The 26,441-nt window shown below is 60.3% G+C and carries 36 protein-coding genes, 1 tRNA gene and 1 pseudogene; 20 read left to right on the top strand and 18 right to left on the bottom strand.

Features of this window, described 5'->3' with window-relative positions:
- Window positions 1–14: 14 nt before the first annotated feature.
- The 3 genes from ACUXVA_RS00285 to ACUXVA_RS00275 form a co-directional block, all read right to left on the bottom strand.
- Window positions 15–392, bottom strand: a complete 378-nt coding sequence (locus ACUXVA_RS00285) for a TIGR02301 family protein (RefSeq protein ID WP_265082095.1) — start codon at window positions 390–392, stop codon at window positions 15–17.
- 83 nt (window positions 393–475) lie between these two features.
- Window positions 476–901 carry an NUDIX hydrolase gene (locus tag ACUXVA_RS00280; protein WP_265083584.1) on the bottom strand — a complete coding sequence of 142 codons (426 nt, stop codon included), beginning with the start codon at window positions 899–901 and terminating at the stop codon, window positions 476–478.
- Window positions 902–906: 5 nt separating this feature from the next.
- Window positions 907–1,422 carry a hypothetical protein gene (locus tag ACUXVA_RS00275; protein WP_265082096.1) on the bottom strand — a complete coding sequence of 172 codons (516 nt, stop codon included), beginning with the start codon at window positions 1,420–1,422 and terminating at the stop codon, window positions 907–909.
- Window positions 1,423–1,484: 62 nt separating this feature from the next.
- Here ACUXVA_RS00275 and ACUXVA_RS00270 point away from each other — a divergent pair, with 62 nt between their 5' ends.
- The gene (locus ACUXVA_RS00270) at window positions 1,485–2,243 is read left to right on the top strand and encodes an SOS response-associated peptidase (RefSeq protein WP_265082097.1); all 759 of its coding nucleotides are present in this window, start codon (window positions 1,485–1,487) and stop codon (window positions 2,241–2,243) included.
- A 61-nt stretch (window positions 2,244–2,304) separates the two neighbouring features.
- Here ACUXVA_RS00270 and ACUXVA_RS00265 read toward each other — a convergent pair whose 3' ends face one another.
- Genes ACUXVA_RS00265 through ACUXVA_RS00255 form a run of 3 tightly spaced genes read right to left on the bottom strand, consistent with a single transcriptional unit; the run spans window position 2,305 to window position 5,192 of the window.
- Window positions 2,305–2,733, bottom strand: coding sequence for a GNAT family acetyltransferase (locus tag ACUXVA_RS00265; protein WP_265082098.1), 429 nt, complete (start codon window positions 2,731–2,733; stop codon window positions 2,305–2,307).
- Window positions 2,730–4,175, bottom strand: coding sequence for an FAD-binding oxidoreductase (locus ACUXVA_RS00260; protein WP_445490268.1), 1,446 nt, complete (start codon window positions 4,173–4,175; stop codon window positions 2,730–2,732). Before ACUXVA_RS00260 ends, ACUXVA_RS00265 begins: the two co-directional genes overlap by 4 nt.
- A 33-nt stretch (window positions 4,176–4,208) precedes the next feature.
- Window positions 4,209–5,192, bottom strand: a complete 984-nt coding sequence (locus tag ACUXVA_RS00255; protein ID WP_445490266.1) for an L-threonylcarbamoyladenylate synthase — start codon at window positions 5,190–5,192, stop codon at window positions 4,209–4,211.
- A gap of 84 nt (window positions 5,193–5,276) precedes the next feature.
- Between ACUXVA_RS00255 and ACUXVA_RS00250 the strand changes: the two genes are divergently transcribed.
- The 3 genes from ACUXVA_RS00250 to ACUXVA_RS00240 all read left to right on the top strand — a co-directional run bounded on the left by ACUXVA_RS00250 (window position 5,277) and on the right by ACUXVA_RS00240 (window position 6,375).
- Window positions 5,277–5,353 (top strand) — tRNA-Pro (locus ACUXVA_RS00250).
- Between the two features lie 217 nt (window positions 5,354–5,570).
- Complete coding sequence (locus ACUXVA_RS00245; protein ID WP_445490264.1) at window positions 5,571–6,023, top strand: Panacea domain-containing protein; 453 nt, start codon at window positions 5,571–5,573, stop codon at window positions 6,021–6,023.
- The gene (locus tag ACUXVA_RS00240) at window positions 5,986–6,375 is read left to right on the top strand and encodes a hypothetical protein (protein ID WP_445490262.1); all 390 of its coding nucleotides are present in this window, start codon (window positions 5,986–5,988) and stop codon (window positions 6,373–6,375) included. The genes ACUXVA_RS00245 and ACUXVA_RS00240 overlap by 38 nt, the downstream gene beginning before the upstream one ends.
- A 144-nt stretch (window positions 6,376–6,519) precedes the next feature.
- Here ACUXVA_RS00240 and ACUXVA_RS00235 read toward each other — a convergent pair whose 3' ends face one another.
- Both ACUXVA_RS00235 and ACUXVA_RS00230 read right to left on the bottom strand, forming a co-directional pair.
- Window positions 6,520–6,912, bottom strand: a complete 393-nt coding sequence (locus ACUXVA_RS00235) for a type II toxin-antitoxin system HicB family antitoxin (RefSeq protein ID WP_445490260.1) — start codon at window positions 6,910–6,912, stop codon at window positions 6,520–6,522.
- A gap of 47 nt (window positions 6,913–6,959) precedes the next feature.
- The gene (locus ACUXVA_RS00230; RefSeq protein ID WP_445490258.1) at window positions 6,960–7,148 is read right to left on the bottom strand and encodes a type II toxin-antitoxin system HicA family toxin; all 189 of its coding nucleotides are present in this window, start codon (window positions 7,146–7,148) and stop codon (window positions 6,960–6,962) included.
- A gap of 568 nt (window positions 7,149–7,716) precedes the next feature.
- Here ACUXVA_RS00230 and ACUXVA_RS00225 point away from each other — a divergent pair.
- Together ACUXVA_RS00225 and ACUXVA_RS00220 are read left to right on the top strand one after the other, a co-directional pair.
- Window positions 7,717–8,757: a P63C domain-containing protein gene (locus tag ACUXVA_RS00225; protein ID WP_445490256.1), complete on the top strand. Its 1,041-nt coding sequence runs from the start codon at window positions 7,717–7,719 to the stop codon at window positions 8,755–8,757.
- Window position 8,758: 1 nt separating this feature from the next.
- Window positions 8,759–8,935: a hypothetical protein gene (locus ACUXVA_RS00220; protein WP_445490254.1), complete on the top strand. Its 177-nt coding sequence runs from the start codon at window positions 8,759–8,761 to the stop codon at window positions 8,933–8,935.
- Window positions 8,936–8,959: 24 nt separating this feature from the next.
- On the opposite strand, the gene ACUXVA_RS00215 is transcribed toward ACUXVA_RS00220, so the two are convergent.
- The 7 genes from ACUXVA_RS00215 to ACUXVA_RS00185 all read right to left on the bottom strand — a co-directional run bounded on the left by ACUXVA_RS00215 (window position 8,960) and on the right by ACUXVA_RS00185 (window position 13,557).
- Window positions 8,960–9,241: a hypothetical protein gene (locus ACUXVA_RS00215; protein ID WP_445490252.1), complete on the bottom strand. Its 282-nt coding sequence runs from the start codon at window positions 9,239–9,241 to the stop codon at window positions 8,960–8,962.
- Window positions 9,242–9,446: 205 nt separating this feature from the next.
- Entirely contained in the window at window positions 9,447–9,824 is a 378-nt protein-coding gene (locus ACUXVA_RS00210) for a hypothetical protein (RefSeq protein ID WP_445490250.1), read from the bottom strand.
- Window positions 9,825–9,897: 73 nt separating this feature from the next.
- Entirely contained in the window at window positions 9,898–11,169 is a 1,272-nt protein-coding gene (locus ACUXVA_RS00205) for a hypothetical protein (RefSeq protein ID WP_445490248.1), read from the bottom strand.
- Window positions 11,170–11,477: 308 nt separating this feature from the next.
- Complete coding sequence (locus tag ACUXVA_RS00200; RefSeq protein WP_445490246.1) at window positions 11,478–12,125, bottom strand: hypothetical protein; 648 nt, start codon at window positions 12,123–12,125, stop codon at window positions 11,478–11,480.
- Window positions 12,126–12,135: 10 nt separating this feature from the next.
- Window positions 12,136–12,378 (bottom strand): hypothetical protein, encoded by a 243-nt coding sequence (locus ACUXVA_RS00195; protein ID WP_445490244.1) that lies wholly within the window; start codon window positions 12,376–12,378, stop codon window positions 12,136–12,138.
- Entirely contained in the window at window positions 12,378–12,743 is a 366-nt protein-coding gene (locus ACUXVA_RS00190) for a hypothetical protein (RefSeq protein WP_445490242.1), read from the bottom strand. Before ACUXVA_RS00190 ends, ACUXVA_RS00195 begins: the two co-directional genes overlap by 1 nt.
- A 67-nt stretch (window positions 12,744–12,810) precedes the next feature.
- Window positions 12,811–13,557 (bottom strand): helix-turn-helix transcriptional regulator, encoded by a 747-nt coding sequence (locus tag ACUXVA_RS00185; RefSeq protein WP_445490240.1) that lies wholly within the window; start codon window positions 13,555–13,557, stop codon window positions 12,811–12,813.
- A 116-nt stretch (window positions 13,558–13,673) separates the two neighbouring features.
- Here ACUXVA_RS00185 and ACUXVA_RS00180 point away from each other — a divergent pair, with 116 nt between their 5' ends.
- Window positions 13,674–13,979: a YdaS family helix-turn-helix protein gene (locus ACUXVA_RS00180; protein WP_445490238.1), complete on the top strand. Its 306-nt coding sequence runs from the start codon at window positions 13,674–13,676 to the stop codon at window positions 13,977–13,979.
- 31 nt (window positions 13,980–14,010) lie between these two features.
- On the opposite strand, the gene ACUXVA_RS00175 is transcribed toward ACUXVA_RS00180, so the two are convergent.
- Window positions 14,011–14,319 (bottom strand): hypothetical protein, encoded by a 309-nt coding sequence (locus ACUXVA_RS00175; RefSeq protein ID WP_445490236.1) that lies wholly within the window; start codon window positions 14,317–14,319, stop codon window positions 14,011–14,013.
- A gap of 590 nt (window positions 14,320–14,909) precedes the next feature.
- On the opposite strand from ACUXVA_RS00175, the gene ACUXVA_RS00170 reads away from it, so the two are divergent.
- From ACUXVA_RS00170 to ACUXVA_RS00150, 5 genes are read left to right on the top strand one after another with little or no spacing between them, the layout of a single operon-like run.
- On the top strand, window positions 14,910–15,323 hold the full coding sequence (locus ACUXVA_RS00170; protein WP_445490234.1) for a hypothetical protein: 414 nt from the start codon (window positions 14,910–14,912) through the stop codon (window positions 15,321–15,323).
- A gap of 48 nt (window positions 15,324–15,371) precedes the next feature.
- Complete coding sequence (locus tag ACUXVA_RS00165; RefSeq protein WP_445490232.1) at window positions 15,372–15,572, top strand: hypothetical protein; 201 nt, start codon at window positions 15,372–15,374, stop codon at window positions 15,570–15,572.
- Window positions 15,569–16,987, top strand: a complete 1,419-nt coding sequence (locus ACUXVA_RS00160) for a replicative DNA helicase (protein ID WP_445490230.1) — start codon at window positions 15,569–15,571, stop codon at window positions 16,985–16,987. The genes ACUXVA_RS00165 and ACUXVA_RS00160 overlap by 4 nt, the downstream gene beginning before the upstream one ends.
- Before the next feature lie 7 nt (window positions 16,988–16,994).
- Window positions 16,995–17,258, top strand: a complete 264-nt coding sequence (locus ACUXVA_RS00155; protein WP_445490228.1) for a hypothetical protein — start codon at window positions 16,995–16,997, stop codon at window positions 17,256–17,258.
- Window positions 17,206–18,099, top strand: a complete 894-nt coding sequence (locus ACUXVA_RS00150) for a hypothetical protein (RefSeq protein ID WP_445490226.1) — start codon at window positions 17,206–17,208, stop codon at window positions 18,097–18,099. The genes ACUXVA_RS00155 and ACUXVA_RS00150 overlap by 53 nt, the downstream gene beginning before the upstream one ends.
- An 81-nt stretch (window positions 18,100–18,180) precedes the next feature.
- Here ACUXVA_RS00150 and ACUXVA_RS00145 read toward each other — a convergent pair whose 3' ends face one another.
- Complete coding sequence (locus ACUXVA_RS00145) at window positions 18,181–18,498, bottom strand: hypothetical protein (RefSeq protein WP_445490224.1); 318 nt, start codon at window positions 18,496–18,498, stop codon at window positions 18,181–18,183.
- Between the two features lie 150 nt (window positions 18,499–18,648).
- A complete protein-coding gene (locus ACUXVA_RS00140; protein WP_445490223.1) occupies window positions 18,649–18,885 on the bottom strand; it encodes a hypothetical protein in 237 nt (78 codons plus the stop codon).
- A 175-nt stretch (window positions 18,886–19,060) separates the two neighbouring features.
- Between ACUXVA_RS00140 and ACUXVA_RS00135 the strand changes: the two genes are divergently transcribed.
- From ACUXVA_RS00135 to ACUXVA_RS00100, 8 genes and pseudogenes are all read left to right on the top strand, one after another.
- Window positions 19,061–19,960 (top strand): hypothetical protein, encoded by a 900-nt coding sequence (locus tag ACUXVA_RS00135; RefSeq protein ID WP_445490221.1) that lies wholly within the window; start codon window positions 19,061–19,063, stop codon window positions 19,958–19,960.
- 1,057 nt (window positions 19,961–21,017) lie between these two features.
- On the top strand, window positions 21,018–21,200 hold the full coding sequence (locus ACUXVA_RS00130; protein ID WP_445490219.1) for a hypothetical protein: 183 nt from the start codon (window positions 21,018–21,020) through the stop codon (window positions 21,198–21,200).
- A 165-nt stretch (window positions 21,201–21,365) separates the two neighbouring features.
- A complete protein-coding gene (locus ACUXVA_RS00125) occupies window positions 21,366–21,563 on the top strand; it encodes a hypothetical protein (protein WP_445493377.1) in 198 nt (65 codons plus the stop codon).
- A gap of 248 nt (window positions 21,564–21,811) precedes the next feature.
- Entirely contained in the window at window positions 21,812–22,234 is a 423-nt protein-coding gene (locus ACUXVA_RS00120; RefSeq protein ID WP_445490217.1) for a P27 family phage terminase small subunit, read from the top strand.
- Window positions 22,164–24,041, top strand: coding sequence for a terminase large subunit (locus ACUXVA_RS00115; protein WP_445490215.1), 1,878 nt, complete (start codon window positions 22,164–22,166; stop codon window positions 24,039–24,041). The genes ACUXVA_RS00120 and ACUXVA_RS00115 overlap by 71 nt, the downstream gene beginning before the upstream one ends.
- A gap of 20 nt (window positions 24,042–24,061) precedes the next feature.
- Window positions 24,062–24,832: pseudogene (locus ACUXVA_RS00110) on the top strand (phage portal protein); the annotation flags it as partial.
- A 4-nt stretch (window positions 24,833–24,836) separates the two neighbouring features.
- A complete protein-coding gene (locus ACUXVA_RS00105) occupies window positions 24,837–25,346 on the top strand; it encodes a phage portal protein (RefSeq protein WP_445490213.1) in 510 nt (169 codons plus the stop codon).
- A gap of 8 nt (window positions 25,347–25,354) precedes the next feature.
- Entirely contained in the window at window positions 25,355–26,431 is a 1,077-nt protein-coding gene (locus tag ACUXVA_RS00100; protein ID WP_445490211.1) for a S49 family peptidase, read from the top strand.
- Window positions 26,432–26,441 lie beyond the last annotated feature (10 nt).

Below are 26,441 nucleotides of genomic sequence, written 5' to 3'. Positions count from 1 at the left end.
AAAAGGGCGCCCCCTCAGTTCGCATACCTCGCGGTCAGATCCCGCGAGATCTTCGCGCCTTCGTCGATATAGCGGCGGATGGCGATGCCGGCGGCCGGGGTGCAGGTCCGGTAGGTCTGCTGGAACCCGTTATAGCCACGGTTGAAGCCGGCGATCATGCGGGCGCGGCGCTCGCCGGACGGTGTCTCGGCATCGACCAGCGCCTGCATCTCGTTGCGCCATTTGGCGCCTTCGTTGCTGCCGCAGATGCCGCGCAGATAGTGCAGGGTGCCCAAGATCTCCGCCAGCCGCTGCAGGTCGCCGTCGAACGGCGCAGCCGCGTCCTGCGCCCGGATCGGCCCCAGGCCGCAGGTCGCGAGAATGAAGAAGGCAACGGTGAGACGTTTGAGCATGAAGGGTATCCGGAGCTGCCGAGATATGCCTTCTCGGGGCGGGCGGTGCAAGGCAATGCCGGGTCGTATCGGATGCCGGGCCGTCAGGCGCCGATCAGGGCCCGGGCGGCGGCGATGATCTCGGGCAGGCCGGGGGTCAGCGGGCGGTCGCCGGGGGCATCGGGCGGCAACCAGGCCAAATCGTCGAGTTCCTCGTTCAGCACAGGTTCGCCGGCGCGCCAGCGCGTGGCGAAGGACATGATGACGAAATGCGCGGTGCTGCCGTTGGCGCCGGGCAGCACCTCGCGCCACCCGGCCAGCCCGGCAATGTCGATCTGCAGCCCGGTTTCTTCCATCACCTCGCGCCGCAACGCGATCTCGAGCGATTCCCCGAACTCGACCCGGCCGCCGGGGAGCGACCACAGGCCGAGACCGGGCGCACGGGCACGGCGGACCAGCAGGATCCTGCCGTCACGGAAGATCGAAGCGCTCACCGCAAGCTGCGGCCGGATGGGAGTTTGCGGGCTCATGAGGGTCAATGGGTCATGATGTAATCGACGTCGGGCTCCTGATCCCGGCCGTTGATGACGCCACCAGCCACCGCCACCAGCGGCTTGACCCAGCCGACCGCCTGTTCGGCCAGGGTGGCGCGGGTCTTGTCCTGCTTGGCCTCGCGCATGGCATCGCCGACCGCCGTCAGGATCGATGTCATGGTGGCGACGACGGTGTCGAATTCGGCGCGAACGGGGAGGCTCGCCGATTCATAGGAGGCGATCGCCAGGTCACGCGACTTGAAGTTCGATTTGATGAAATGCTCGGCGTAGGTCAGCGGCTCCCACTCCAGGAACAGCTCGAAGCAATCGGGCATGTCCGGAATCATCTCAAGAAGCATGATGGCTTCGTTGAAGTGGTTCAGGTAGTCCGTGGCGAGGCCGGTGCGCGGATTGATGTTGGCGGCGATCAGTTCGGCAGCGGACGCAGGCGTGCCGGCATCGGCATCATCCGGATTGTGGCGATCAGTCTGCGCCGGTTTTTGAGCCGTCATGGTCATCTTTGGCACTGTCGGCGTTTCAGGTTAAAACCACCTGAAGAGATTGGCGCATAGGTGAGTCAATGTGCGGGCGTTTTGTCATTACATCCGCACCGGCGGCACTGAGGCAGGTATTTGGCTACGCCGAGCAGCCCAATTTTCCGCCGCGGTACAATGTTGCGCCGACGCAACCGATCCCCGTGGTTATCCTGGAGAACGGCGCGCGGCACTTTCGCCTGATGCGCTGGGGCCTTTTGCCGTCATGGGTGAAGGATCCCCGCAAGTTCACGCTGCTGATCAATGCGCGCAGCGAAACCGTGCAGGAAAAGCCGGCCTTCAGAAATGCCATCCGGCGGCGTCGCTGCCTGATCCCGGCAGACGGCTATTACGAGTGGCAGACCATCGACAAACGCAAACAGCCGTACTTCATCCATCAGCGCGATGCGCAGCCGTTCGGTTTTGCGGCGCTGGCGGAAACCTGGATGGGACCGAACGGCGAGGAAGTCGACACCGTGGCCATCGTCACGGCGGCGGCCAGCACCGGCATGTCGGTGCTGCACCAGCGCGTCCCGGTGACCATCGCGCCGGATGACTTTTCGCGCTGGCTGGATTGCAGCAGCGACAACGCATCGGACGTGATGCCGCTGCTGCACGCGCCTGACGATGGCGACTTCGTCTGGCACCCGGTCTCGCCAGCGGTCAATAAGGTCGCCAATGACGACGCGCAATTGATCCTGCCGATATCGGCCGCCGAGGCCGCGGCACCGCCGGCAAAAAAGCCGGTCGCGCGCAAGGTGGCCATGGCTGCGCCGGAAGATGGCGGGCAGGGGTCATTGTTCTAAGCACACTGTCGTTCCGGGTTTGCTCGGGCGTTGCCCTCGCGCCCTGGAGCAACAGTTTAGATCACGGCGTCAATTCACGTCCGTCGAGCCACTTCGCATAGATGACGCGCTCCTGCTCACCGAATCCGATCGACTCGTAAAATGCCTTCACCCGCGTGTTGTCGCCGCGCACCATCAATTGCAGCTTTTCGATGCCGCGTGCACGCAGCCAGTTCTCCGCCGCCGTCATGATGGCGCGGCCGAAATCCCTGCGTTGATGATCGGGATCGACGCTGACGTAGTAGACCCATCCGCGATGGCCGTCATGGCCGACCAATACCGATGCGACGATGCTGTCGCCATCGTGGCCGACCAGCACATCGGCATTGTTGCCGGAGCGTGCGAGCCGGATGTCGGCTTCCGGATCGTTCCACGGCCGCACCAGTCCGCAGCGCCGCCACAGCGCGATGACGCCGGCTATATCCGCATCTGTCAGTGACGAGACTTTCATCGCTCGACCGCCAGCAACACCTTGCCGGGATTGAGAATGCCGAGCGGATCGAGCATCGCCTTCAATGAGCGCATCAGCTCGATCGCTACCGGATCCTTCACCGAGGGCAGGTCGGCGGCCTTCAACCGGCCGATGCCGTGCTCGGCCGAGATCGAACCGCCCATGCGCAGCACCACCTCGAACACGACTTCGTTGACGTCATGCCAGCGCGCCAGGAAGTCCGCCGCGGTCCAACCCTCCTTCGGCTGGGTCACGTTGTAGTGGATGTTGCCGTCGCCGAGATGGCCGAACGGCACCGGCCGCGCACCCGGCATCAGCTTCAGCACTGCGGCATTGGCCTCAGCGATGAAAACCGGCACCGCGGCGACCGGCACCGAGACGTCGTGCTTGATCGAGCCGCCTTCCGGCTTCTGTGCCGGGGAAATCTCCTCGCGCAGTTTCCAGAACGCCTGGCGCTGGTTGAGGTTTTCCGCGATCGCGGCGTCGTCGACAATGCCGTCTTCGAATGCGCGCTCGAGGATGGCTTCCAGCGTGGCGCGCGCATCCTCGCGCATCGACGACAATTCCATCAGCACGTACCAGGCATGCTTGCTCTGCAAGGGATCGCGGACGCCGATGCCGTGGCGGACGCTGAAATCCACCGCGATGTTGGCGATCAGCTCGAAGCTGGTCAGGCTGCCGGCGGCCTCGTTGCGCGCGATGGCCAGCAGCTTCAGCGCGTCGTCCGGCGACTTCAATCCGACGAAGGCGGTCTCGACCGCGCGCGGCTTCGGGAACAGCTTCAATGTCGCTGCGGTGATGATGCCGAGCGTGCCTTCGCCGCCGATGAAGATGTTGCGCAGGTCGTAGCCGGTGTTGTCCTTCTTCAGCTTGGTCAGGCCGTTGAGGATGCGGCCGTCGGCCAGCACCACTTCGAGCCCGAGCGCCATTTCGCGCGCCACGCCATAGGCCAGCGCCGTGGTGCCGCCGGCATTGCTGGACAGGTTGCCGCCGATCGTGCGGCTGCCCTCGGAGCCCAGCGACAGCGGGAACAGCCGGTCGGCCTCGGCAGCGCGCGCCTGCGCATTTTGCAGGATCATGCCGGCTTCCACGGTCATGGTGTTGGATTCGGTGTCGAGATCGCGCAGCCGGTCCATCCGGCGCATCGACAGCACGACTTCGCCGCCATAGGGCGTCTGTCCGCCGACTAGACCGGTATTGCCGCCCTGCGGCACCAGCGCGGTGCGGGTTTCGCTGGCGAGCTTGCAGATCGCAGCGACCTCGGCCGTCGAGCCGGGCCGCAGCACCAGCGGCGAGGTCCCGCGGAACAGGTTGCGGTCCTCGGTCACGTATTGATGGACGTCGGCCTGGTCGGTGACGGCATATTTTTCGCCGACAATGGCGCGAAAGCGCGCGATGGTGTCGGGCGAAAGGGCGGCGGGCGTCGGATAAGCGATGTTCATGCGGTTTCCCGTGCGTTTCTTGGTCTTGCTTCGTTACACCGCGGCGCGGCGCAGCCGGTCGTTGATGGCTTCGCCGAGGCCGTGGTCCGGCACCGGCATCACCGCGATGCCGGCGGCGCCCCGGGCATCGAGGGCGCGAAGATAGCCGAAAAGATTGGTTGCGGCTTCAGCGAGATCGGCCAATCCGGATAGATTCATCACCGCGATGGCTTTGTCCATGCCGGGCAGGACTGCGGGCCCGAAGGCCAGCAGCGCCTCGCCGGGACGGACCTCGTCCGCCATCAGCCGCACCGGCGTACGCGGTGCGTAATGCGAGGCCAGCATGCCCGGCGCGAGCGGCTGCGCCATGGCGCCGTCCGGGGCCTGGGGCGGTTGCAGCAGGGCCCGCCCGAGCACCTGCTCGATGGCCTCGCGCGGCAGCCCGCCCGGGCGCAGCAGCATCGGCTGCTCGAAACAGCCGACGATGGTCGATTCGACGCCGACCGAAACCGCACCGCCGTCGACAATGAGGTCGATACGGCCGGCCAGATCGCTCTGCACATGGGCCGCGGTGGTCGGGGAGACGTGACCGGACAGGTTGGCCGAGGGCGCCACCACGGCGCCGCCGAAGGCCCGCAGCAGCGCCACCGCCACCGGGTGGGCCGGTATTCGGACGGCGACAGTGTCTAGCCCGGCGGTGGCGAGATCCGCGACAGGGCAGTTCGGCGCCTTCGGCAGTACCAGCGTCAGCGGCCCCGGCCAGAACGATTCGGCGAGATTCAGCGCTTCGGCATCGAAAACGGCGATGTTTCGTGCGGCCGCGAGGTCTGCGACATGGGCGATCAGCGGATTGAAGGCCGGGCGGCCCTTGGCCTGATAAAGCCGGGCAATCGCCGCCGCGTTGCCGGCGTCGGCGCCGAGCCCGTAGACGGTCTCGGTGGGAAACGCCACCAGACCGCCGTTTCGCAGGCAGCGGGCGGCATCCTTCAGCGCGTCAGGATCGGCGGCGGTCATCCGGGTGGTCAGGCCCACGGCCATGTCAGGGCATCCTTCATTGTATCGCAGGTTCTTTAGCGGGGTTCTTGCGGTATGCGAAACCCAAGGCTATAAGCCGCCCATTGTCGGAGTGTGGCTCAGCCCGGTAGAGCACTGCGTTCGGGACGCAGGGGTCGCAGGTTCAAATCCTGCCACTCCGACCAATTAATCAATAGGTTAGCCTTTTCAACGCTTTCCAGGGCAACGAAATGGGCAATGAAATAAGCCCTACCCTCTTGAATCGAACTTGGTGCTGTCTTCGTTGACGTTGCGCCTCGGCCGACATTGTCATGGCCACGCGCTAGCTCGCCGATTTATGTTGCGATTCAGCAACACTGTAATTACGATAGTGACGATACGGATTCAACCGTGGGGTCTGTCATGCCTCTAACTACAATGCAGGCAGCCCGAAAGATTTGCGAGCATGGCTCGTGGAAAATCACCAATCTCGGGCTGCAAAAAATTTCGTACATCGCGCAAATGCTGTTTATGGGTGACCATAACGGCTCGCGTCTATTAGACGCCGATTTTGAAGCTTGGGACTACGGACCTGTAGTTCCGGATCTCTATCGGCGCGTTCGGATGTTTGGAGCGAACCCAATCCAAGACATCTTCTTCAATGAGCCGCGCCCAAATGATGGGCTCCGCGAGGCGTATCTTCATAATGTATGCACGCATCTGGCAGGGAAGCGCCCCGCCGAGCTGGTAGCCATTACGCATTGGAAAGATGGCGCCTGGGCCAAGAATTATCAACCCGGCACCCTCGGTGTCTCGATCCCAGACAGGGATATTCTGAATGAGTACAAGCGACGATCCGAGTCGGGAAATAGTTAAGACTGGTGAATCTCCGTCAACAACAAAGCCCATTTCAGAGATTCTCGCTCGCGGGACAGATGCTTCGCCGCCGCTTCCGGTCGACGAAAGCGCAGCAGCATTAGAGCAACGTCTGCAGAAAGAGACGGATGGTCGCCAGGAGGACAAATTCTACGCTATCGCCATAGGAACGGTGCTTCTGGATATGGCGATGTTCCAGCATTTGTCAGTCATCGGAACGGTATGCATATTTGTGCTGGAGATCATCATTCTCCTAGGCTTAGCAAAACGGCTGGGTAGCGAGCACGTCACGATACTTCTTGATTATCTTTTTTATCAGTTGTGCAAATGGATTGGGCTCGGAAAGAGCTAAGATTCAAGTCGCGCTCGGCAACGCGTTCAGCCCCTTCCCCTAAGCGCCTCTGCCATCTCTTCTTGGAGGTCCGGATCATGGTGGCCGTAGTTGTCCTGCAACTGCTCGAGCGTCATTGCCAGCACATCTGCTTGCCCGCTCGCTCTAAGCGGCAATCGCCTTCTTTGCCGCCTGGGCGAGAAAGCCGGATCTAGTGAAACCCTCACGCTCTGCGAATCGATCAATCTCGTCGAGAACGTCAGAGGGCATCGTGATGTTGATGCGCACGCTTTTGACCGCTTCAACTGGGGCATCGATAAGAACCGCGACGCCGTCTCGATTGACCTTGTCGCTCATGATCTCCTCGAGCGAGGAGGGCTCAGGCGCAGCTTCGCCGTCTTCTGCCAGACCTTCAAGATGGAAGGCGAGTGCTTCAGTGGCCATGGCACGCGCGTCGTCGAGCGTGGTGCCTGCGGTGATGACGCCAGGAAGATCAGGAAACGACACGCCGTAGTCGCTGTCGGCCTCTTTATGGATAAGGGCGATGTATTGTTGCATTCGTCATTCTCCGCCATCCGGCAGCGAGCCCAACTGGCTCTATTCGATCAGGTGAATTTCAACGAAGCCTGTTTTTCAATGCTCCTCAGAGTGCCGATGGGAATATCCCGCTTGGGATGCGGAACCGTGGCCCGTCCGGGCTTCGTCGGATGCTTGAATTGAACATGGCTCCCCTTTTGGGCAACTTGAACCCATCCATCGGCCTTCAGGGCTTTGATGATGTCTCGGCTGTCCATGTGTATTTATACACACTAAAATGTAGCGTGTGTCAAGAAAAATGCGCAAAGCAAGTTCGGCTGCGGAAAGTCAACGGTCGGCATTTTAGTTTGGCCGGAGCCGATTCCATCAAGCTTCTGATGACCTAGAGGGCCGCCCGGGAGGTGGTCCTGCGCCAGTTGTCTAGCTTATTCCCGACCCCCACGATTCCACAAACTCTGGCGCTAATCCGGCGAGGTCTCATCGGCATTGCCATCGATACAGCGAGAGCGGTGTCCACAAGCGACAATGCTCCAAGCCTCACCGCGACGCCTCACTCCCGGCTGGCGTCGTGGTGAGGGGGCGGTCGAGCTTGTGGGACGCTACGAGGGGACACTGAGCGCCCATACGTCCGCCGAGGTGGACTCGGTGCAGTAAAGTCGCTCTGCCCCGCTTCCGCACACGAACGCGCTCAAAGCCGAAAAGGCCGATGGGCGCGAATTCTGACCAAATTCTCGCATTATGCACAGTGGTGCGGGTTTTGTAAGCATATGCTTGCAAATACTAGATCGGTCGCTTATAAGTAAGCATTGGGCCGGAGATGCTTACATGAATGAACTCACAGGACGCGCTAAGGGGGGGAAGGCCAGAGCCGACTCTCTGACAGCTAAGGATAGGAAAAGTATAGCGAAATTGGCTGCAGCCTCCCGGTGGGACATCTCTATTCCGGTCGCGACCCACATTGGTGAGCTTAAGATTGGCGACCTCGTTTTGCCTTGCGCAGTGCTTCCCGACGGCACTCGGGTGCTTTCTCAGGGCGGCATAACAACGGCCTTCGGCCCCGTCACGGGCGGCTGGCAAGCGCGGAAACGAGCGGCAGAAGACGACAATAATGCTTCGCTCCCGACCTTTCTGGTTGCTGGATCGCTGAAAGAATTTATCCCAGACAGCTTGCGCGATCTTGTTTCCAGCCCGATCAAATATCGCGATCCGCGCGGCGGTCCCGTGCGCGTTGGGCTGGATGCCAGTCTGTTACCGCAGGTCTGTGAGGTCTGGCTGCGCGCGCGTGATGCCAAAGCTCTGACAAAAATTCAGATCCCGGTCGCAGATCGCGCGGATATTCTAATGCGTGGTTTGGCGCATACCGGCATTATCGCACTCGTCGATGAAGTCACCGGATATCAACGTGATCGAGCTAAAGACGCGCTCGCCAAAATTCTGGAAGCGTTCATTGAGCGCGAATTGCAGCCTTGGGTACAGACGTTTCCGGCCGATTATTACGAGGAAATTTTCCGGCTTCGTGGGCTGGATTACCCCACGGCTTCGGTGCGACGCCCCCAGTACTTCGGGGTCCTTACGAATGATATCGTCTATAAGCGTCTAGCTCCTGGCGTACTGGATGAACTTAAACGCGTGACGCCCAAGACCGAAACGGGCCGGCTCAAACACAAGCTTTTTCAAAAGCTGACAGCCAACATTGGTTATCCAAAGTTGCGAGAGCATCTAGGTGCAGTTGTTGCGGTCATGAAGCTGAGTAATGATTGGCACGACTTCAAGACGAAGCTAGATCGGCTCTATCCTCGGCAAGACGTGCCAACGCAATTGACGTTGGAATATTCTCCAGAAGAGGACAGCGGAAAGGGATTGTGAAATGAAATTCGAGCATCGCGATGTAACCTTTGATGTGCATCAGCAAACCGATAAAAAGTGGGAGTGGATTGTGTACCCAAAGGCCGAAAAAGGGACTCGTTTTAGCGGAACAAGTCCCACGGAAGCCGAAGCCAATAAAGCGGCGTGCAAGGGAATTGATGAGCGGTTAGAAAAATGAAAGAGGCTGCAAACTGAGACGGCCTTACCTCAGCAAGCGCTCCACGTCGCACTTGCTGCCACCCGATCCCACGAAGATGATTTCGCCAATGTTATAGCCAGACGGAGAGTCGATCTGCAAAATCGCATCTGCTGAGTATGAGTACTCATAACAGTATCGCGTTTTGACGTAGATGTTCTGGCCATCCACTAAATACAGGTCTTGAGCTTTCCTGGTCACTTGGACCTTGTAATATTCTGCAGCTTGCGCCGTCGGGGCAGGCGTGGCTAGAAGAAGCGCGATCCAGCACGTTGCGCGATAACTCATACGTTTCTCCAATCCCCATCTATTGCAAATTTGGGGCGTCTGGTGATCATCATTCAAACTCACCGACGGCCATTTTCTGATTAGGTAGCTGCGATAGTACAGGCCGGTACTGAAGCTCGGTCGGCGACATAGAAAGCGGCAAACGTCAATGCCTTCATGGCTAGGCACGGACCAACAACATCGATGAGTTCGTCAGATGCCGTTGTTAGGTGCCTGGAGGGCGCTGCCCCTGAAACTGGATACCGCACTTTTTCATAGTGCTGGCTTGTTCGACGGCGACCATTTGGCCCTTCATTTGGGCAAGTTCTGCTGCTGTCTGCTTGTCGCCACCCACAAAAAATGCCGCCGGCCAAAAAATGACAACAGCTGCCGTTGTCGCGATGGTGTCGTTTGTTCTTTTTTGATCCTGTGCGCCAGACAGCGCGGCGGCCCGTTGGGAAATGCCCTGTGCCTCCATGGCGAGCTGAGGACAGGTGTGATTTTGATACATGACCGGCGAGACGTAGGCCGGAATAATGTCGGATGAAGCAGACGCGCACGCGCCAAGAACGGCAGCAATTGCCGGAACCCATAAAATACGCATTTTAAAATTCCCCAGACCGGCCAATATCCAAGCGCAACTTACGGGCGAGGGCAAGAGCGGCGACTAACTTCGATCACCTTTGTCGGCCGAATGCCCCCGCGGCCTCGTCCTGAAAATCCGGGTGATGGTGGCCATAATTTTCCTGCGGCTGCTCCAGCGTCATTCCAAGCCAGCCGGCCGCCTGCCAAGGATCGGTACCCTTCTGCATCAACCACGTCGCCGCGGTGTGGCGTAGGACATGTCTGACAACGTCGGGCCCCAGACCAGCATCCTCGATGATCGCATTCCAGCCGGTTTTTATTTTCTCGGCGTACTGCTGTCCGTCTGATCGGTGAACGATGAACTGCACCGGCTCGCCGAGCGTTGTCGCCAGCGCCAGATCGGTGTGCCGCCAGCGCGCTAAATGCGGTCGCAGCCTGGTGGCGACCTTTGCCGGTGGCCGGCGTTTGTTGGTCCTCACCTCGTCGGCACCGCGGCCGTGATAGACCCATCGATCGCAGTCCATCCACGGATGCGTCGTCGTGGCCATCCATTGTGTGCGTCGGATCGTCTCTTCGCGGCGGGCGCTGTACAGCCCCATCAGGATGAACCGGGCCACGGGCCGGCGCCGCGCAACCAGCCAACCGGGACGCCGAAACATCCTGCCCGCCTCGTCACGTTGCCAGGCTCCAAGCTCGCGATCCCATACAAAGCCGATCGCCGCGCCGAGAAGGCGGGCAGCCTCGGACCGAAGCAGCCAACGCTCCCGGCCTTTCTTCTTTTCAGGAAGGGTGACCTTCGGCACGACGTCTAGGGTGTGCTCGCCGTGGTAGACGTTGACCGCGGCCCGCAAATCCTCGAGATGCCGGCGGGCGGTCTGATCCGAGATGACCCGGCGCTTCTCCAGCTTCCGTTTCGCGTTGCGCTCATTCTTCGAGTCAGTGCACCAGTCGACGTAGTCGCGGCAGAGCTCGGCTTTAATGTCGCCGACCTTCATTTCACCGAAGAACGTGTTGATGCTGGAAAGGCGGATTACCAGCTCATCGTGGCGCCGAACGATCTTGCGCTCGTCACTCGAGATCGGCTCGCACTGATCAATCCGGCGCTTCAGTTCATCGAAGCGTTTCGGAAGCTTTGCCTCTTCGTATGCGCCGATAACATCGGCGATCAGGAGGGCAGCGGGATTACGATTGCCGATGGTAGGGGTGTGTCGTTCGCTGAGGTACGCTTCGAGGGCGCGCGCCGCTCCCTCAGTTTCCTCGCGAGTGCAGCCTGTGCCGATCTGCCGTCCCCGGTCGAGGATGATCCAGTAGCCCTTGTCGTCTCGGAAGTAGAGACGGGGCGGGCTTGCTTTGCGGCCAGGCATGGCTTCACCAGAGTTTTGAGGGCTCGTGGAGTCGTCAGATCCTTGCCGGCGACCTTGGCGATAGCCAGTCCGCCTGCACGGGCGGCGGTCCTCAGGGACGACAGGGTCAGCGGCCCCTGAGGAAAGAACACCGCGACCGCTTCTGCAAGGGTCATCGGCTCATCATCGCCCCAATTTTCGGGGGCGGGACGGGCTCTGACACGGGCCATCGGGTCGCGGTGAGGGCGGGTCATAAGGTGTCTTGCGCCTCTGGCGGCCTAAGCGTGGTGGCAACGCGAGGCATCAGCACGGCCCTCGGCTGCTCTGTTTCATCGTGCGCCGCACTTTGCGCGAACAGCTTCTGCTACGTTGCGCATAATTTGCAGAAGATCGTGCTCATCGGCTGTAAAGCAGGTTCGTCGGCTCTCGCCGACGTACTCTAGAAGCGCAGCCGCATCCTCCAAGTTGGTCGGACTAAAGTTGATGATCTTCTCTTCGATGGCCGTGAGAGCGCGATGAGCCTTTGCTAATCGGCGTTCTGCCGCCCGCTTGCCCCTGGGGATTTGTCGTGCAAGAGCCTTCTCTTGCATTTCATACTCTACGCGATAGCCAGAGAAGCGCTGCTCGATTTCTTTGAGCTGCTCCGCGGTTGCCTCCGCCACGCATCCGTCATAGCTGCGTTGGATTTCTTCGCGTGAACGGTAGAACCATTTCGCGGCGGGAATCTCTAGAGATTTTCCGTCGGTAACTATCTGGATGGCCGGGTTTGTGCCGCCCTCCACGCATGGGGTACGGGCATCATATGGGAACGCCTCTTCAGCCTCCGCTGCGGCTGCGACCTCCTGCTCCGCGGCTGCGAAAGCTGTAACAAGGTCTGTTAAACTGGACGGATTGCGCCCACTGAAAAAGGCTGCGGTAACTGTCTCGAAATTCGGAGTGATCACGTCGGCCGTTTTTACTGCTGTTGCGGTGTGCATTGTCATACCCCTATGAGTTGTCACGATGAGTGGAGTGTTGCGGTTCAAGTCCTCCGTCGCTCGGTGGTGTCAGCGCGAGCGCACGGTGGATCAGCCCCAACGTCTGTCGCAGGCCGGATGCCGGAACGCCCGGCAAGGCTGCTTCAACGGCGGGGATGATTGCTTCAAGATCCGTCCGCGCGTGACGGCAGGCTTTGCGCAGCGCGATGTTCTCTGCGGTGAGCTTGGGGAGGTCGGCGATCGTGTCGGCCATCACGCCACCTGCCTGATGACGGGCTTCGACCATCGCGGTGCGACCCAGCTGAACAGCCGCTGCCACAGGGGCTCGACGGCGTCGAAGAACGCGTTGAGCTCGTCGCTCTCGCGGGCTTCGAGCAGGCGCACCTGCCGGTGGGTGAAGTCGGAATGTTCGAAATTTCGTCGCTGGCCCATGACGCCGAGCCGGATGGCAAGGACGCCGACGCGGCGCTGTTCAACAGTCGGCAGGCCATCCCATGCCGCGTTGGCATCGAAGGCGTCGATCTCATGGAAGTTCGGCAGGCGGTCTTCCGGCGATACATAGCGGGCGGGGCGGGGGAGCGCGGCCGGTGCAATTTGGGCGGTGGGTGGCTGTAACAAGGCTGTGGCTCCCGATTGAACGAGAGCAGTCTAACACAATAATGGGTTAAATAAACACATAAATGGGTTATGTGCGGTTAAATTTACCCACAAAGAGATTGGCATATTTCCAGTCTCCACGGCTCAGCCTATATGGGTCGCTTCCACCATGCCTAACTGTGTAGGTAGACTCATCAAGGTCGACGACCGTCGCTATAAGCGAATACGTCGCTTTAGCCTTGTCGTCATGTCGGGTGAAAATCACCTCGTTATCTGGGCGAATTGGAAGGTGGGGGTTTGCCAGGGAAATGTCGCCTGCACGAAGGATCGGATGATTTTGATTGTCTGGGATTAGGATGCCGTAGCCGCGCCTGACGCGCAGCAGTGGTTCCGGCCTCGCAATATAGTCAACTGGCGTGGAGTCGAATCGATAGCCGTTGTCTTCTGGCAATAGGGCGAAGACACTAAGTAGGTCCGTTGAGGCGGGTATCGCAAACTCGGGTGCCTTTGCGGGATTCGGAATGGCTGAGCGAGCTTCAATGATGGCTTCATCAAGTCTTGCTTCGCTAATGGCCAATTCAGAGAAGGTTGGGTCGTCGTCCAACTTTAGCGCAGCGAGTATTCGGGGAAACGCTCGGGAGTGCTTGGTCTCGCCTCTCTCGATCCGGTCGATGGTTTGCTGTGAAGATTTAACGAGGGACGCAAGGTCCGCTTGGCTAAGGCCAGCCTGCTCGCGTCGTTCTTTCACAAGCCGACCCAATCGCGTCGCCGCAGAGAGCGTTCTTTCGAGGGCGCCTTGGAGCAGGTCCTCAAATTCCTTATCGAATTCAGTCATCTGGCTACTCCAACACACTCTCAACCCAAAATAAAACACTTAAGTGGGTTGAAATTAACACGATAGTGGGTTATCTGGGGTCTATGACCTCACGCCCTGACTGTTCCGAGACCATCGTGCTGCTCGAAGAGGCGATTTTCTACTTCGACGGCTCCGAGAGCAAACTCGCGCGAGCCGCGGGTTTTTCGCAAAATGCCGTATGGCACGCGCGTCGCGTGGGACGTGTTTCTGGTGACCTGGCCGCGGGCATTGATCGTGCCACTAAGGGGCGCGTCTCAATTCGTCGCACCCGTCCGGACCTTTTAGGAGCGGTCAGCTCGCAAGGAAGCCTGCCCTTTGGGGATGCATCGGAAAGCGAAATCCCCTCGCCGACAACAGATCGAATCACCTCCTCCGCTCCCAAACCGGAGCGCTTAGCATGATGTCCTTCCACCGGGATCTTCCCATCCGAGCTTATGGGTGTCGGCCCGAAGTGCCGGCGCCGGTGTCGGCCATGGTCAAAAGCTCGTCCACGTACATCTGGATGGCGGCGTTGATCTCATCCCGGATTCCCGCTTGGTGCACTCCTAGATTCTGCGAACACATATCAGCGGTACGAGTTGCGAAGATTGAGACGTCTTCTGGATCGAGCAGTCCTTTCGCGGCTAGCGTCATCATCAGGCTGGCAATGGTGGTGAATTGGGTGACCAAGGCCGCCTGCAGTACTGCGCCCGCGGTGGTGTTCGCTATTTTCAGCACCGCCTCCATGTCTCGTTCGTCCATTTCACACTCCGTTGGGTTGCTAGAATCCCCCCAACGTAGCGTCCCGCCGGGTGTAGCGATAGTTGCATCCGGGGCGCCTGCCAGCGACTCCTGCTGCGACGCAAACGGCGTTGCTAATGCACCGTGTACCCAAGTTGCCTGTGATACAGCGGCCCATGCAGCCGGATCATCTCCCGGTCCCATTCCTGATATCGCAGGATCGCAGCCATCGTCTGGATCTCCGCGCGCGTTCTCGTGCGAGGCGGAGGGGTGATGGCCGACGATCGCACTCTCATCAATTCATCCTTTCTTGCACAGCAGCGAGCGGACGCGGCGGGGTGGCCCGCGTCCGCTCGCCCTTGTGCGCCTGGTAGGGCCGGGGCGAACCCTGCAGGCAACAGCTTCCTGATCACTGCAGGCGTGCCGCAGGCGCAGGATCGTGACCAGATTTTGGACCGCTCAATTTTGAGCCGTCGTCCTCTCAAAACTCTCACTTCTCACCAGCAGCAGCCGCCGTCGTCGTCGCCAAACTCTGTCGGCGCTGCCTGGTCGTTCTTTAGTTCGCGTTGTGTTGCGTAACGCCTTTCGTCCCAGACATAGGGACACAAGGCATGTCGGAAAAATCCGAAATTCGGTCGGACAAAATGAGTGAGTTGTTGCTGAACGAAGCATCGACCCTTCTGAGACAGGTCGCCGGCAATCGCCGGGCCGACGAATCCAAGAAGGCTGTGCTTCGCAGGGTAGGACGCGAGGTCAAGGACTGGACGGCGTCTCGCATCAAGGACGTCTGGTATCGCGATCCCCGCGTCAGAATTCGTGCGGACGAGGTCGATTATTTGCGAGCGCTGGTCGATCAGCGCGAAGGGAAGAAAGCGGATGTTGATGAACTGGATGCGCTCCGCACTCGAATTGCACGTCTGGAGTTCCTTCTCGAAGCGACAGATCCGGCGCTCGGTCGCGCGGGGCTTTCTCAGGATCGGCAAGAATTCGGCGAAATGGGCGGAAGACCTGGCGCTGTGGATTGATCCGACGCTTGAGATGGAAGCATCCAAATCGGTTGGAGGGCAGGGGTGATGGCCGAACCGCAGCGCCTTGAAACCCGCCTCGACCGCCTTTGGGCGGAATGGATCGAATTCCGCGACATCGCCGTGAAGTCCGGCGACATGCAGGACGGCATCGCCGCCGGAAAGGCATGGTCCCGTTGGCTGGCCGAGTTCGTTCCAGACAGAGGCATCCGGCAGGCTGTTCACGGCGCGGGGCAGTCACAGGAATGACGTCAGAGGCGCCCGTACCGCCGCATTCGATCGAGGCCGAGCAGGCCGTGATCGGTGCTGTCATCATGAACCAGGAAGCGTTCGACGTCATCGAGCGCAAGCAGCCGCTCGTGCCTGCGGATTTCTTCGAGCCGTTGCACCAATTCCTGTGGGAGCGGTTTCAGCAGGAGCACGCCGCCGGACATCGGCTGGATTATAGGTTGGCAATGATCGCGCTTGGCGCCGCCGGTGGGATCGCCGTCGCGCAAAGTACGATGACGGTGGCCAAATATGCGGCGCAACTCGCGGCAGCTGCTACGACGGTGGTGAATGCGCCGGACTATGCACGCACGATCGCCTCGCTGAGCGCGCGTCGCAAATTGATTGATGCCGCGGAAGTCATGTTGATCAACGCGCGCAGCGACATGTCGCCAGCCGAGTGCGCCAACATTGCTATTGAGACGATCGACGAATGTGCGGCGAAGCCGAACCGCGGCACGGCTCGCATCAACATCTTCGATGCCGCGGAGCGCTCGCTGCAGCGCATGCAGGTCGGCATGCAGAACAAGGGCAGGATCTCTGGCGTTTCCACGGGCGTCTACGATTTGGATATGAAGACCGGCGGTCTGCAGCCCGGAGACCTCATCATCCTCGCCGGCCGTCCCGGGATGGGAAAAAGCGGTGTTGCCGTCAGCATCGCCCGCGCCGCGGCGTTCAACAACTTCCCGACCTTGTATTTCTCCTTGGAGATGGGCGAGGTAAGCCTTGCAGATCGCGTGCTGGCCGAAATGTGCTTCGACGCGCGCGATCCGGTCACTTACGAGTCCATCGCCCGCGGCACACTGAGCGTCGGCCAGGCCACGCGCGTGATCGAAGCGCGCCGACGGCTGGTTGAAACGCCGTTTTCCATTGAGGTGCAGGGTGGCCTGGCGCTGTCGCAGATCGCGACGCGAGCGCGAAAGCATAACCAGATGCTGGAGCGGAAAGGGATGGCCCTGGGCCTCCTGATCGTCGACCACATGCACATCATGTCGGCTTCGAATCGATACGCCGGCCAACGCGTCAACGAGGTCACCGAGATTTCCGCCGGCCTGAAGGCGCTGGCCAAGGAGCTCGGCGTCCCCGTGCTGGCGCTGGCGCAGCTCTCCCGACAGGTCGAGGCCCGCGACAACAAGCGACCGGGTCTGTCCGATCTGCGCGAATCCGGCGCCATTGAACAAGACGCCGATCTGATCATCTTCCTCTACCGGGAGGCCTACTACCTCAAGGACAAGATCGACGACGACGCGAAGGATCAGGCCCGCCTTGATCGCCTGCTTGAGGTACAGAACAAGCTCGAGGCCGCGATCGCAAAGAACCGGAACGGGCCGACGTGCACGGTGGATCTGTTTTTCGATGCCGGCTGCAATGCTCTGAGCACGGCCGGGAGGTGGTGAGGTGGTCATGACCAAGCTCGGCGTATTCGCGATCAGCCGGAAGCTGATGGGTCGTGACGACCCTTTTTTTGGCGACGACCCGTTTTCCCGTCGTGAGGCGTGGCAATGGCTGATTGCCGAGGCGGCGTGGAAGCCGCGCAAGGTCAACGTCGGTGCAGGCCGTGGCGCGACCGTGGTGTCGCTGGAGCGCGGCCGAGCTGGCGCACAGCAAGGCCTTCATGCAGCAGGCTTGGGGATGGTCGTCGGAGAAAGCCGTTCGGACTTTCCTTGATCGTCTGGAAGCTGACGGCCGCATATCGCGTCAAGCAGGCAAACCAACTGGCCAACCATCCGCCGTCATAACTATCTGCAAATACGATGATTATCAGTTTGGTGAGTTGGTCGCTGGCAAACCAATGGGCAGTAGTGGGGCAGACCATCCCGAAAAAACAGACACGCCATCAGACCTGCCATTAGACAAACCAATAGGCGAACCAAGATCAGCCGATAAGCCTTCTTTTGAAGGGGAAAAGCTCTTCCACGACGTCATCGATGGCGAACCAAAAGACCATCCAATAGGCGAGCCAACGGGCGAACCAACTTCGAAAAATGGGCAGCAACTAGAAGAAGTAGAAAATAAGAAAAGAAAGAATACGCGCTCTCGCGCTGGTGAGCCTGCTGGCTTCGCCGAATGGTATTCGATCTATCCGAAAAAGAAGAAGCCCGACGCAGCGTTGCGCGCCTACGCCCGGGTGATCGCCAGCGGTCGAATCTCGGAAGCCGACCTGCTAGTCCGTACCAAGCTATTCGCCGCCGAATGGGCGAAGCGCTCGGTAACGGACCGGAAGTATATCCCGTATCCGGCGACATGGTTGAACGACGGCGAATATGCCGATGAGCCCGATGGCCCAGCGCCGAAGGTGCCGGCTCCCACGCAGGATCCGAAAACATTCACCGACGAACGCTGGAAACAGATGCTCACGCTGCACGCGCGCGGCGGCCAATGGTCAACCCATTGGGGCCCGCCGCCTGACGCGCCGGGCTGTCTGGTGCCGGCGGTGCTGCTGCTGCAGGCGCGAAGCCGTAGTCCGCCGCCGGCCGGCAATAACAGCGAGCCTGATGCCCTTCATTGAAACGCGAGCATGGCTATGACGATTTTTCCGGAAACGCGCGCTACAGCGCACGCAAAACCCCGTCACCGCTTGGTGGATACGTCATTCATCCGGAAAAACCTTCCGCCACCGGGAAGCCGACCGGAATCCGTAGACGTAGCCCCACCAGATTTCTGTGAAGGTGGCCGCGCCCCAGGGCATAGGGCTGGGTTCGCATCCATCATCATCCTCGGGGAGTTCGATGGGGATGGGTATGGCCGGGCTGGTCCACATGATGCCTCCGGAGGCCATGCGGATGTACTCGCATTCACCCGCGTCGGTGCATTCATCAATGGTGATGGCGAGTTCGCGGAGATTGGAGCAAACGAAAATTCCCACAAGATCGTGGGTTTCGATGATGCGAACAAGGAAAGTGGGCATTTTTCACAACCAGTGCCCCTGGTCGAACTCCCCGTGCGGCCATGTTACATCGGGCGGACTCGGCTGACTAGCCGGCCCCCGGGCCCAACTGCGCATTGCGCACGCGGAGTTGCCGGGAGAGCTATGACCCATAGCCCAAGCGTCCCGAAACTACTCTTCCCGCGCGAGGGCGAATCGACGTCTGAGCGATTTCTCAATCCGCGCGACATGGCCAGCCAACTCGGGGTGCCACTTTCTGTCCTTGTGCGAGATCAAGGCCGTCCAGCCATGGACCTGGTCCGGGACAATGGCGACGCTCGGTATCGCCGGCCCATCGATCAGCGGGCCGAGTTCTTCGCGGAACAAGAAAATCAGCTCGTCGGCAGCAACGGTTTTCGTCTTCGGCATGCATTCCTCAATTCGAGTGGGCACTCTTACGCAGATATTGGCATCGGTGCACGGCATTTCACGATCAGGAGGGCGGCTTGATGGTTGACCACCGCCTTAACCGTCCCCGCTTATTCGCGACTACACAGCAAGGAACGAAGCATCCATGAAGCAAACGTCTAGCAAAGCTACGCGGGTGAAAACGCCTATCGATGTCGAACTTGCGCTGCGATGGGCCTGGCGCGACGAGTTGTCGAAGCGGCAGACCTCGGCCGCCGAGGCGGTCTGGGACCGGATTGACGACTTCGGCCGCCACGGCGGCGTAGATGTCGATGGCGGCGGTGGCGTGCAGCGCTATGATTTTGGCGTTCCGGATCCCGACGCGGAAATCCTTGAACGCGCCATCGCCGAACTTGAGCCGGTGGTGATCGATTGGGGGGAAAGCCTGGGGTTGATCGCCGGAGACCTAGCCGGACTTCTAAGCGTCAACGACTTCAGGCGCCAGCATCAGCCCCAGCCCAAAGCGGGCTGGGGCAAGGCCGGAGACCGCGCGTTGCGAGGGTGGTTCGGTCCCGGTGGCGAACGGCCTCAGCGCGACCGTCCGCGCGATGTCATGATGGTCGGGACCTTCAATCCGAAGGTGCTGGTAACTGTCCATGCGATGGGCGCCAGCCGGCCGGATTGGCGGGAAGATGACCCAATGCCCGGCCGGGTGCTGTCGACCAACGGGAAAGACGCGATGGTAGAAGGAAAGTGCGAGGGCCGAAACAGGTATTCCGCCGGCAGCTACTGCCCTCTGGAATGGGATCCGTCGCCATTGTCTATCATCCAGGCCCGCGCGGATTACGTGGTTTGGCTGGAAGCGCTGCACGATCTCGCTGCATCGGTCGAACTCACGAAGTTCACCTTGCTTCCACCCCGCGCTGCGGTGGCCCCGTGGTTCGGCGACAAGGACGCCGGGGGTAGGGTGATCCATGTGCCGCCTGTCGGGCCGATGGTACGGCTGCCGTTGGTGCCGGCGCGAGGGAAGATGCTGCATCCATTCCGACGGACCAAAGATGCCAAAACAGCGAGCGCTCGCGAGGCCTTGCGATGAAACACCAATGTCCTCTGGGCAAATTACCTGACTAACGCCCCCTCATTTGCCGCGTCCGATCCCGGCTGGAAGAGAGGGTGTGGTTGCGCTTGGAGGTGCAGAGTAAATCTGGTGGTTGTAGACGCCGGGCAATGTGTTTGGAGCTGAAAACGCACTATTAAAAAATGTGTTTGGAGCTGGAAACGCACTATTGAAAACGGATGCAGGGTTTACAGAATCGACCTGAAAACTGCTCGAGGCAGTAGGTGAAGCGATTGTGGACCCGTTCAATCCCACCTGAGGAAGTGGTGGCCCCGGTGGGAGGCTGACTGGACGTGGCACCGGCACCGGCACCGGTGGTACAGGTGGCACCTGAGGCACCTGAGGTGCAAGCGTGGCGATTGGCGCAGGTGTTACGGGTTGAGGAAGCGTTATTCGCTCCAATACCGACGGTCTGTTTCCTAGCCGTTGACTCACGTTTTCATTGCTCGGACGGGTCAACCTGAACGCATGGGATGAATTCGCGATCACGAAAACTTCCGTGTCGGACAGCCTGTATGAGCTTGGAGCCGGAATTATCACTATTTGTGTTGGAGTGCGCTCTGTTGACGGTGTCCTCGGCAGGACCCGCTCGACGACGGCTGGGAGCAAGCGTTCTGCCAAGAATATCGTGGGCGATATCAATACCCATGCGCAGCCGAGCGCTAAGCAGCCAGCCACAAACAATGCTATCGTGAATTCAAGACCCTCCAGCCACTTGAATGGTCGATCGAGTAATAATTTTACTAAGCCTTTGACATATCGATCATAAAGATAGGTCAAGACCAAGCCAGCGGTCACTATCAACGCGACGTTCCGAGTCGTCTCTAGATCGATCATTTGTCACCCTCCGCTTCTCGTGTGAGAAGCCTACGACGGTCTGTTCATAGCTCAGAAAATTCAACTGTGAGCACAAATAGGTGTTGCTTTGCGGTGTGTTTCTTGACATCCCTCTAACTATCGGAAGTCCGCAAGGAAATCACCCGCCCGCTGCACCCGCAGCGAGGCGGGTTTCGCATTTCATGAGGCAAGCAGTCGCATGAGCAACGTGGTCAAGCTGTCATTCGGTCGGACGTACACCGATGGCGGCAAGGCGCGCGTCCGGCGGCGCCGGGATGACGTTGGTCTGGCCAATTTTCCCAAGATCACGGTACTCGACGATAACTTCGCTCGAGATCGTGTGCCTTGCGACTACATCGCTCCTGACCACGATTGCGCCTGAGTGCCGGCACCGCGTGACCGGCGCTTCCGTAATCGAGAGCCTGAGCCAAATCGCCTTCGCGGCCGGCGCGGTGTAGCGCAGCGATTGCGACGCCTTGCCAACGAGCCGCTGTGTCGAGACTGCGCTGCGCGCGGGCGGGTGACACCGGCCACGGTGCCCGACCACATCATTCCGCTGGCGCCACCGTTCAATGGAACGGACGACGACAGCAACATCCGCTGCCTTTGCGGGCCCTGCCACAAGATCAGGACGGCTGAACAGTTCGGCCATCGCATGGTGCACGGCACCGACGTGAATGGCAGGCCACTCGACCCCGCTCATCCTTGGAATCGGACACTACCCCCGGGGGCGGGTCGAAACTGACAGCAATAGGGAGCGGACACCGGTATGGGTCCTTCCTTCGCACTGAGAGCAAAAATCAAAGGCGACCCATCGCAATTAGGCCGACAGGCGATCTGATATCACATTGAAAATATGAAGATATCTCGCCTGTTTGAATTCGCTGGAAATCAAACAATATGCCCAGAGGTGGGAAGCGCGAGGGTGCGGGGCGAAAGCCTAAGGAAAAAGCGGGGCCGCCGCTAAAGCTTGTGCCGTCCGCGCCGCCACCAATGCAGTCGGACCCGTCGGTTGTCGATGGACTGACCGAGCCGCAATGGTCCGCCCAGTTCACCGACGAGCTCGATCAGGATCTCGCTCGCCGGCAGTGGCGCATCATCATCGGCGAGCTTCGCGGCTCCGAAAAGCTGGCGAACGCCAATGAGCGACAGGTCAAGCGTTTAGTCGACTCCTACGTGCTCTATGAAATCGCGATGCGCCACGTCGCGGATGAGGGGGCCGTCTTCCCACGCAAGGGCAAAAAGCAGCCTGCGTACAATCCGTGGTTCACAATTTTGAAGGACGCGAACGCGATGGCGTCGGCTGCTGAAGCCGAACTAACCATCACGCCGCGCCGGCGCAACAATGGCGGAAAAGTCCAAAGGCAAAAGCCGTCGGTCGTCGGCGGCGGGTACCTCAAAGCGGTTACCAACTGATGCCACTACGCGGTGGGCGCAGGACGTCGTAAGCGGAAAGATCATTTCCGGTGAACTCGCACGGTGCGCGGCTGAGCGACACCTGAAGGACCTGGCCGACGGCGCCGCGCGCGGGCTGCACTGGGATTCAAAGCGAGCTCAACACGCAATCGGGTTCTTCCCGGCGGTCTTGTCGATCACGGAGGGCGCCAAGGTCGGCGAGCCATTCAACCTTCTGCCTTGGCATACGTTCTGTGTCGGGTCGCTGTTCGGCTGGCGGATGGCAAGCGGCCGGATGCGGTTTCGGTCAGGATGGCTTGAGACCGGCAAGGGGCAGGCGAAGTCGCCGCTAATGGCCGCCATCGGTCTCTATATGATGGGCTACTACGGCGTTCAACGCGCTAAGGTCTATGCCATCGGGCAGGACAAGGCGACGGCGAACGTCCTGTTTAAGGACGCGGCATCGATGTGCCGCGCACCGATCCCGGGCACCGATCCGGAAGACAACGACACGCTGGAATCCCGCGGCGACGTGATCATCCGCGGCTTCCTGGACAACGCATTCAAAATCGAACACCCGGACACGAATTCAGTTTTTCAGTCGCTGGCGAATGGCGAGGCGATCTCCGGTCCACGACCCATCCTGGTGTCCGCCGACGAGATCCACGAATTCAAAAGTAATTCGTCAATCGAGACTTGGCAGCGAGCTATCGCGAAGATGCCGGGCGATGCGCTCATGCTGATGGGTACGAACACGCCAGCATCGACCCGGCTGGTCGGTACCGAGTATTCAAATTTCTACCAGCGCGTGGCCCGCGGCGAGTTTATTGACGACGAAGCGTTTGCCTTCATCGCGCGAGTGGACAAGGCAGATTACGAAACTGTCTTCGAAAACGAGGACTGCTGGGTAAAGGCGCTGCCGGCTCTCGGCATCACGTTCCCAATCGAGAATATTCGCGGCCAAGTGGCCACTGCGCGAGAACGTCTCTCGACGGCAATGTCCGTCAAGCGTCTCTACTTCGGAATTCCGGTCGGCGTCGTCGATTTCTGGATGGCAGAGGAGCCTTGGGCCGCGGTCCAGGCGCCAGTCAATCCGGACGATCACAAGGGCGAGGCATGCTGGCTGTCGCTGGATCTGTCCAAAAAGAATGATTTGACCGCGCTGTCCGCTTGCTGGGATGGCAAGAAGGATGGTGGAAAGCACCTCTTCGTCAAGACCTGGTACTGGACGGTGCAGGATGGTTTGGCCGACCGCGCGCGTCGCGACATAGCAAAATACGTCGAGTGGGCTGCTGATCCAGCAATCGATTTCACGGCCGTTCCCGGCAAGACGATCGACAAGACCTTCGCGGCCGCGCAAGTCGCCAAGCTCGTCGCCGAGCATGATGTCAAGTTTCTCGCGTTCGATCCGGCCGGCATGGCCGACTTCATGGCGGCCTGCGAGCAGATCGGCCTTGCGGTCTGGGTTTACGAGGGCCCTGACAAGCCTGAGGGGACCGGCCTCATGCTGGTTCGCCACAATCAAGGTAAGCGACGCGTCTTCGAGGAAAAGCAGCCGACCATGCCGACGTCTATTGAGCGGCTGGAAGACAATGTCCTCGACGGCACCGTCTCCATTGACGACTCGCCCGTCACCTACATGTGCGCCGCAAACGCGATCATCGAATCCGATGGGCAAGGTAATCGGATGTTCGACAAGGCAAAATCGCGCGGCCGCATCGACGGAATCGTGACCACGGCGATGGTTGTGGGCGCCGCCACCAACGAATTGAAGGAGGGTGGCGTGGACATTGGTGCATACTTCGCCAACCCGGTGATGTCGGCGTGAGCATTTGGGATGGCTTCGGAATGTTCGGCCGGCGGAAAGTCAAACTGACGGACCCGGCGAGCTTCCACCACGATCACTCTACCTGGTCCGGGAAGGCGACGTCGCCCGATGCGGTCCTGCAGCTCTCCACTGCCTGGGCCTGCGCACGTTTGAACGCGCGGACCAAGGCCTCACTGCCTTTGAAGACCCACAGCCAGAAAGACGGTTCGGTCGATACGAGCCATCCGCTATATGACCTGCTTCACGATAGTCCGAATGCTGATCAGACGGCGATCGAATTCTGGGAAGGCCAGTACACGGCGCTGGAGCTGCGCGGGAATGCCTATGCTGAGAAGGTGTTTAGCGGCAACACGCTGGTAGCACTGCTTCCGATGAATCCAGACTTCACGCAGGTCTATCGAGACCCTCAAGATGGATCACGGCGATACCGATACTTCGACGCTGCGACAGGGATCCGCAGTCCTGACGGTGGCTGGGGCGAAGACAAGGTATTCCATCTGCGCGGATTCGGTGCCGGCGGCCTAATGGGCCTTTCGCCGATTGCCTATGGGCGGCAGACGCTCAGCACCGCGCTGGCTGCCGATGAGGTCGCGGGCCGAACGTTTGCCAACGGCCTTCAGCTTTCAGGCTTTGCTGTCGATCAACCGAACGCCAAGACGACGCAGACCCAGCGCGAAGACCTGGTGAAGCTCTTCGATCAGTTCGCCGGTTCGCAACGCGCGGGCAAGGTGATGCCGCTGCCGCCGGGATTCGACTTCAAGGCGCTGGGCATGAGCCCGGCAGATTCTGCAGCCGTTGGAAACCCGCGGCTTTCACGTCGAAGAAATCTGCCGTTGGTTTGGCGTATTTCCGATCCTGATCGGCCATGCCGCGGCTGGGCAAACGATGTGGGGCTCCGGTGTGGAGCAGATCAACCTTGCCTGGTTGACGCTTTACCTCGGGCCCGAGTTGCAACGCATCGAACAGTCCATCGAAAAGCAGCCGATGTCGCCAGCCGATCGGAAGAAATTTTACGTGGAACATAACGTCGACGCTCTGCTTCGGGCCGACAGCGCCGGCCGTGCCGCGTTGATGTCGGTGCAGGTGCAGAACGGTCTGAACACCCGCAACGAAGTGCGGAAAAAGAACAACGACCCGCCAATGGCCGGTGGTGACGTACTTACAGTTCAATCGAACCTCGTTCCTCTCGACATGCTCGGCAAGCTTCCTCCGGCGCAGACTCCCGATGGCTTTGGCGTGCCTAAGCCTAAAGAGCCGAGCCCCGGACCCGCGCCATCGCCGGCTCCGGCCAAGAAGCCCGCATAGGACGACACATGCAATATTTGCGCATCCTTTCGGCCTTCGCGGGCCAGCCTTGGGCTATGCAGCCAGAGAAGCTGGAAGCGATTAGTGCGTTCTTGATGTTCAAGGCCCGCGGCGGAACACTGTCGCAGGACGAAGTGCAGGCGCGCATCTCCGATCGTCGCGCTGAGCAGACCGTCAAATCACCCGGCGGCATCGCCGTCCTGCCGGTGTCGGGCGTCATTTCCCAGCGCATGGGCATGATGCAGGACATCAGCGGAGGGACGTCGACAGACGCGCTGTCGCAGCAGTTCGATGCCGCTTTGGCTGACGATACCGTCAAGGCGATCATCTTTGCGCACGACAGCCCGGGCGGCGGCACCTACGGCGTCGATGAGCTCGCGACCAAGATCCGCGACGCGCGTGGCATCAAGCCCATCGTGGCGCAAGTCGACAGCCTCTGCGCCTCTGCGGCGTACTATCTCGCCTCACAGTGCGACGAAATTGTCGTCACGCCAGGCGGGGAGGCGGGGTCGATCGGCGTCTATTCGGTTCACGAAGATATTTCGAAGATGCTGGAGAAGGAAGGCATCACGCCGACCCTGATCAAAGCGCAGAACGGCGTTCACAAAGCCGAAACCGCCAATATCAACCCGCTTTCGGCAGAGGCTCACGACTACCTGCAGCAGCGCGTCAATCTGGCGGAAGACGCCTTCATCAAGGCCGTCGCCGACGGCCGCAAGGTGACGCAGGCGCAGGTCCGCGACAATTTCGGCAAGGGGCGGATGTTCGGCGCGCAAGAGCTGGTCAAGCGCGGCATGGCCGATCGTGTCGGCACGATGCAGGACACGCTGCAGCGCTTCGGCGTCTCGGCGCCGCGCCTCGGCGCCTCCGCCAATTCCCGCCGCATGTTCGCGGCCGGCGAGAATCCCTCGCTGTCACAGATCGAGGAAGTCCTGCGCGAGGCAGGCTTCCCCATCGCCCTTGCAACCGCATTCGTCTCACGCGGCAAGGGTGCGCTCCAGAGTGAATCTGGGCCAGACGAGACGCGGACGCTCTCACCGGACGCGAAAGCGTCTCTGCTGAAATTCATCGCCGGACTCGGCTGAAAAGGAAAAA

This window comes from Rhodopseudomonas sp. RCAM05734 (assembly GCF_052658035.1).
This window is presented reverse-complemented; position numbering and strand designations above follow the sequence as displayed.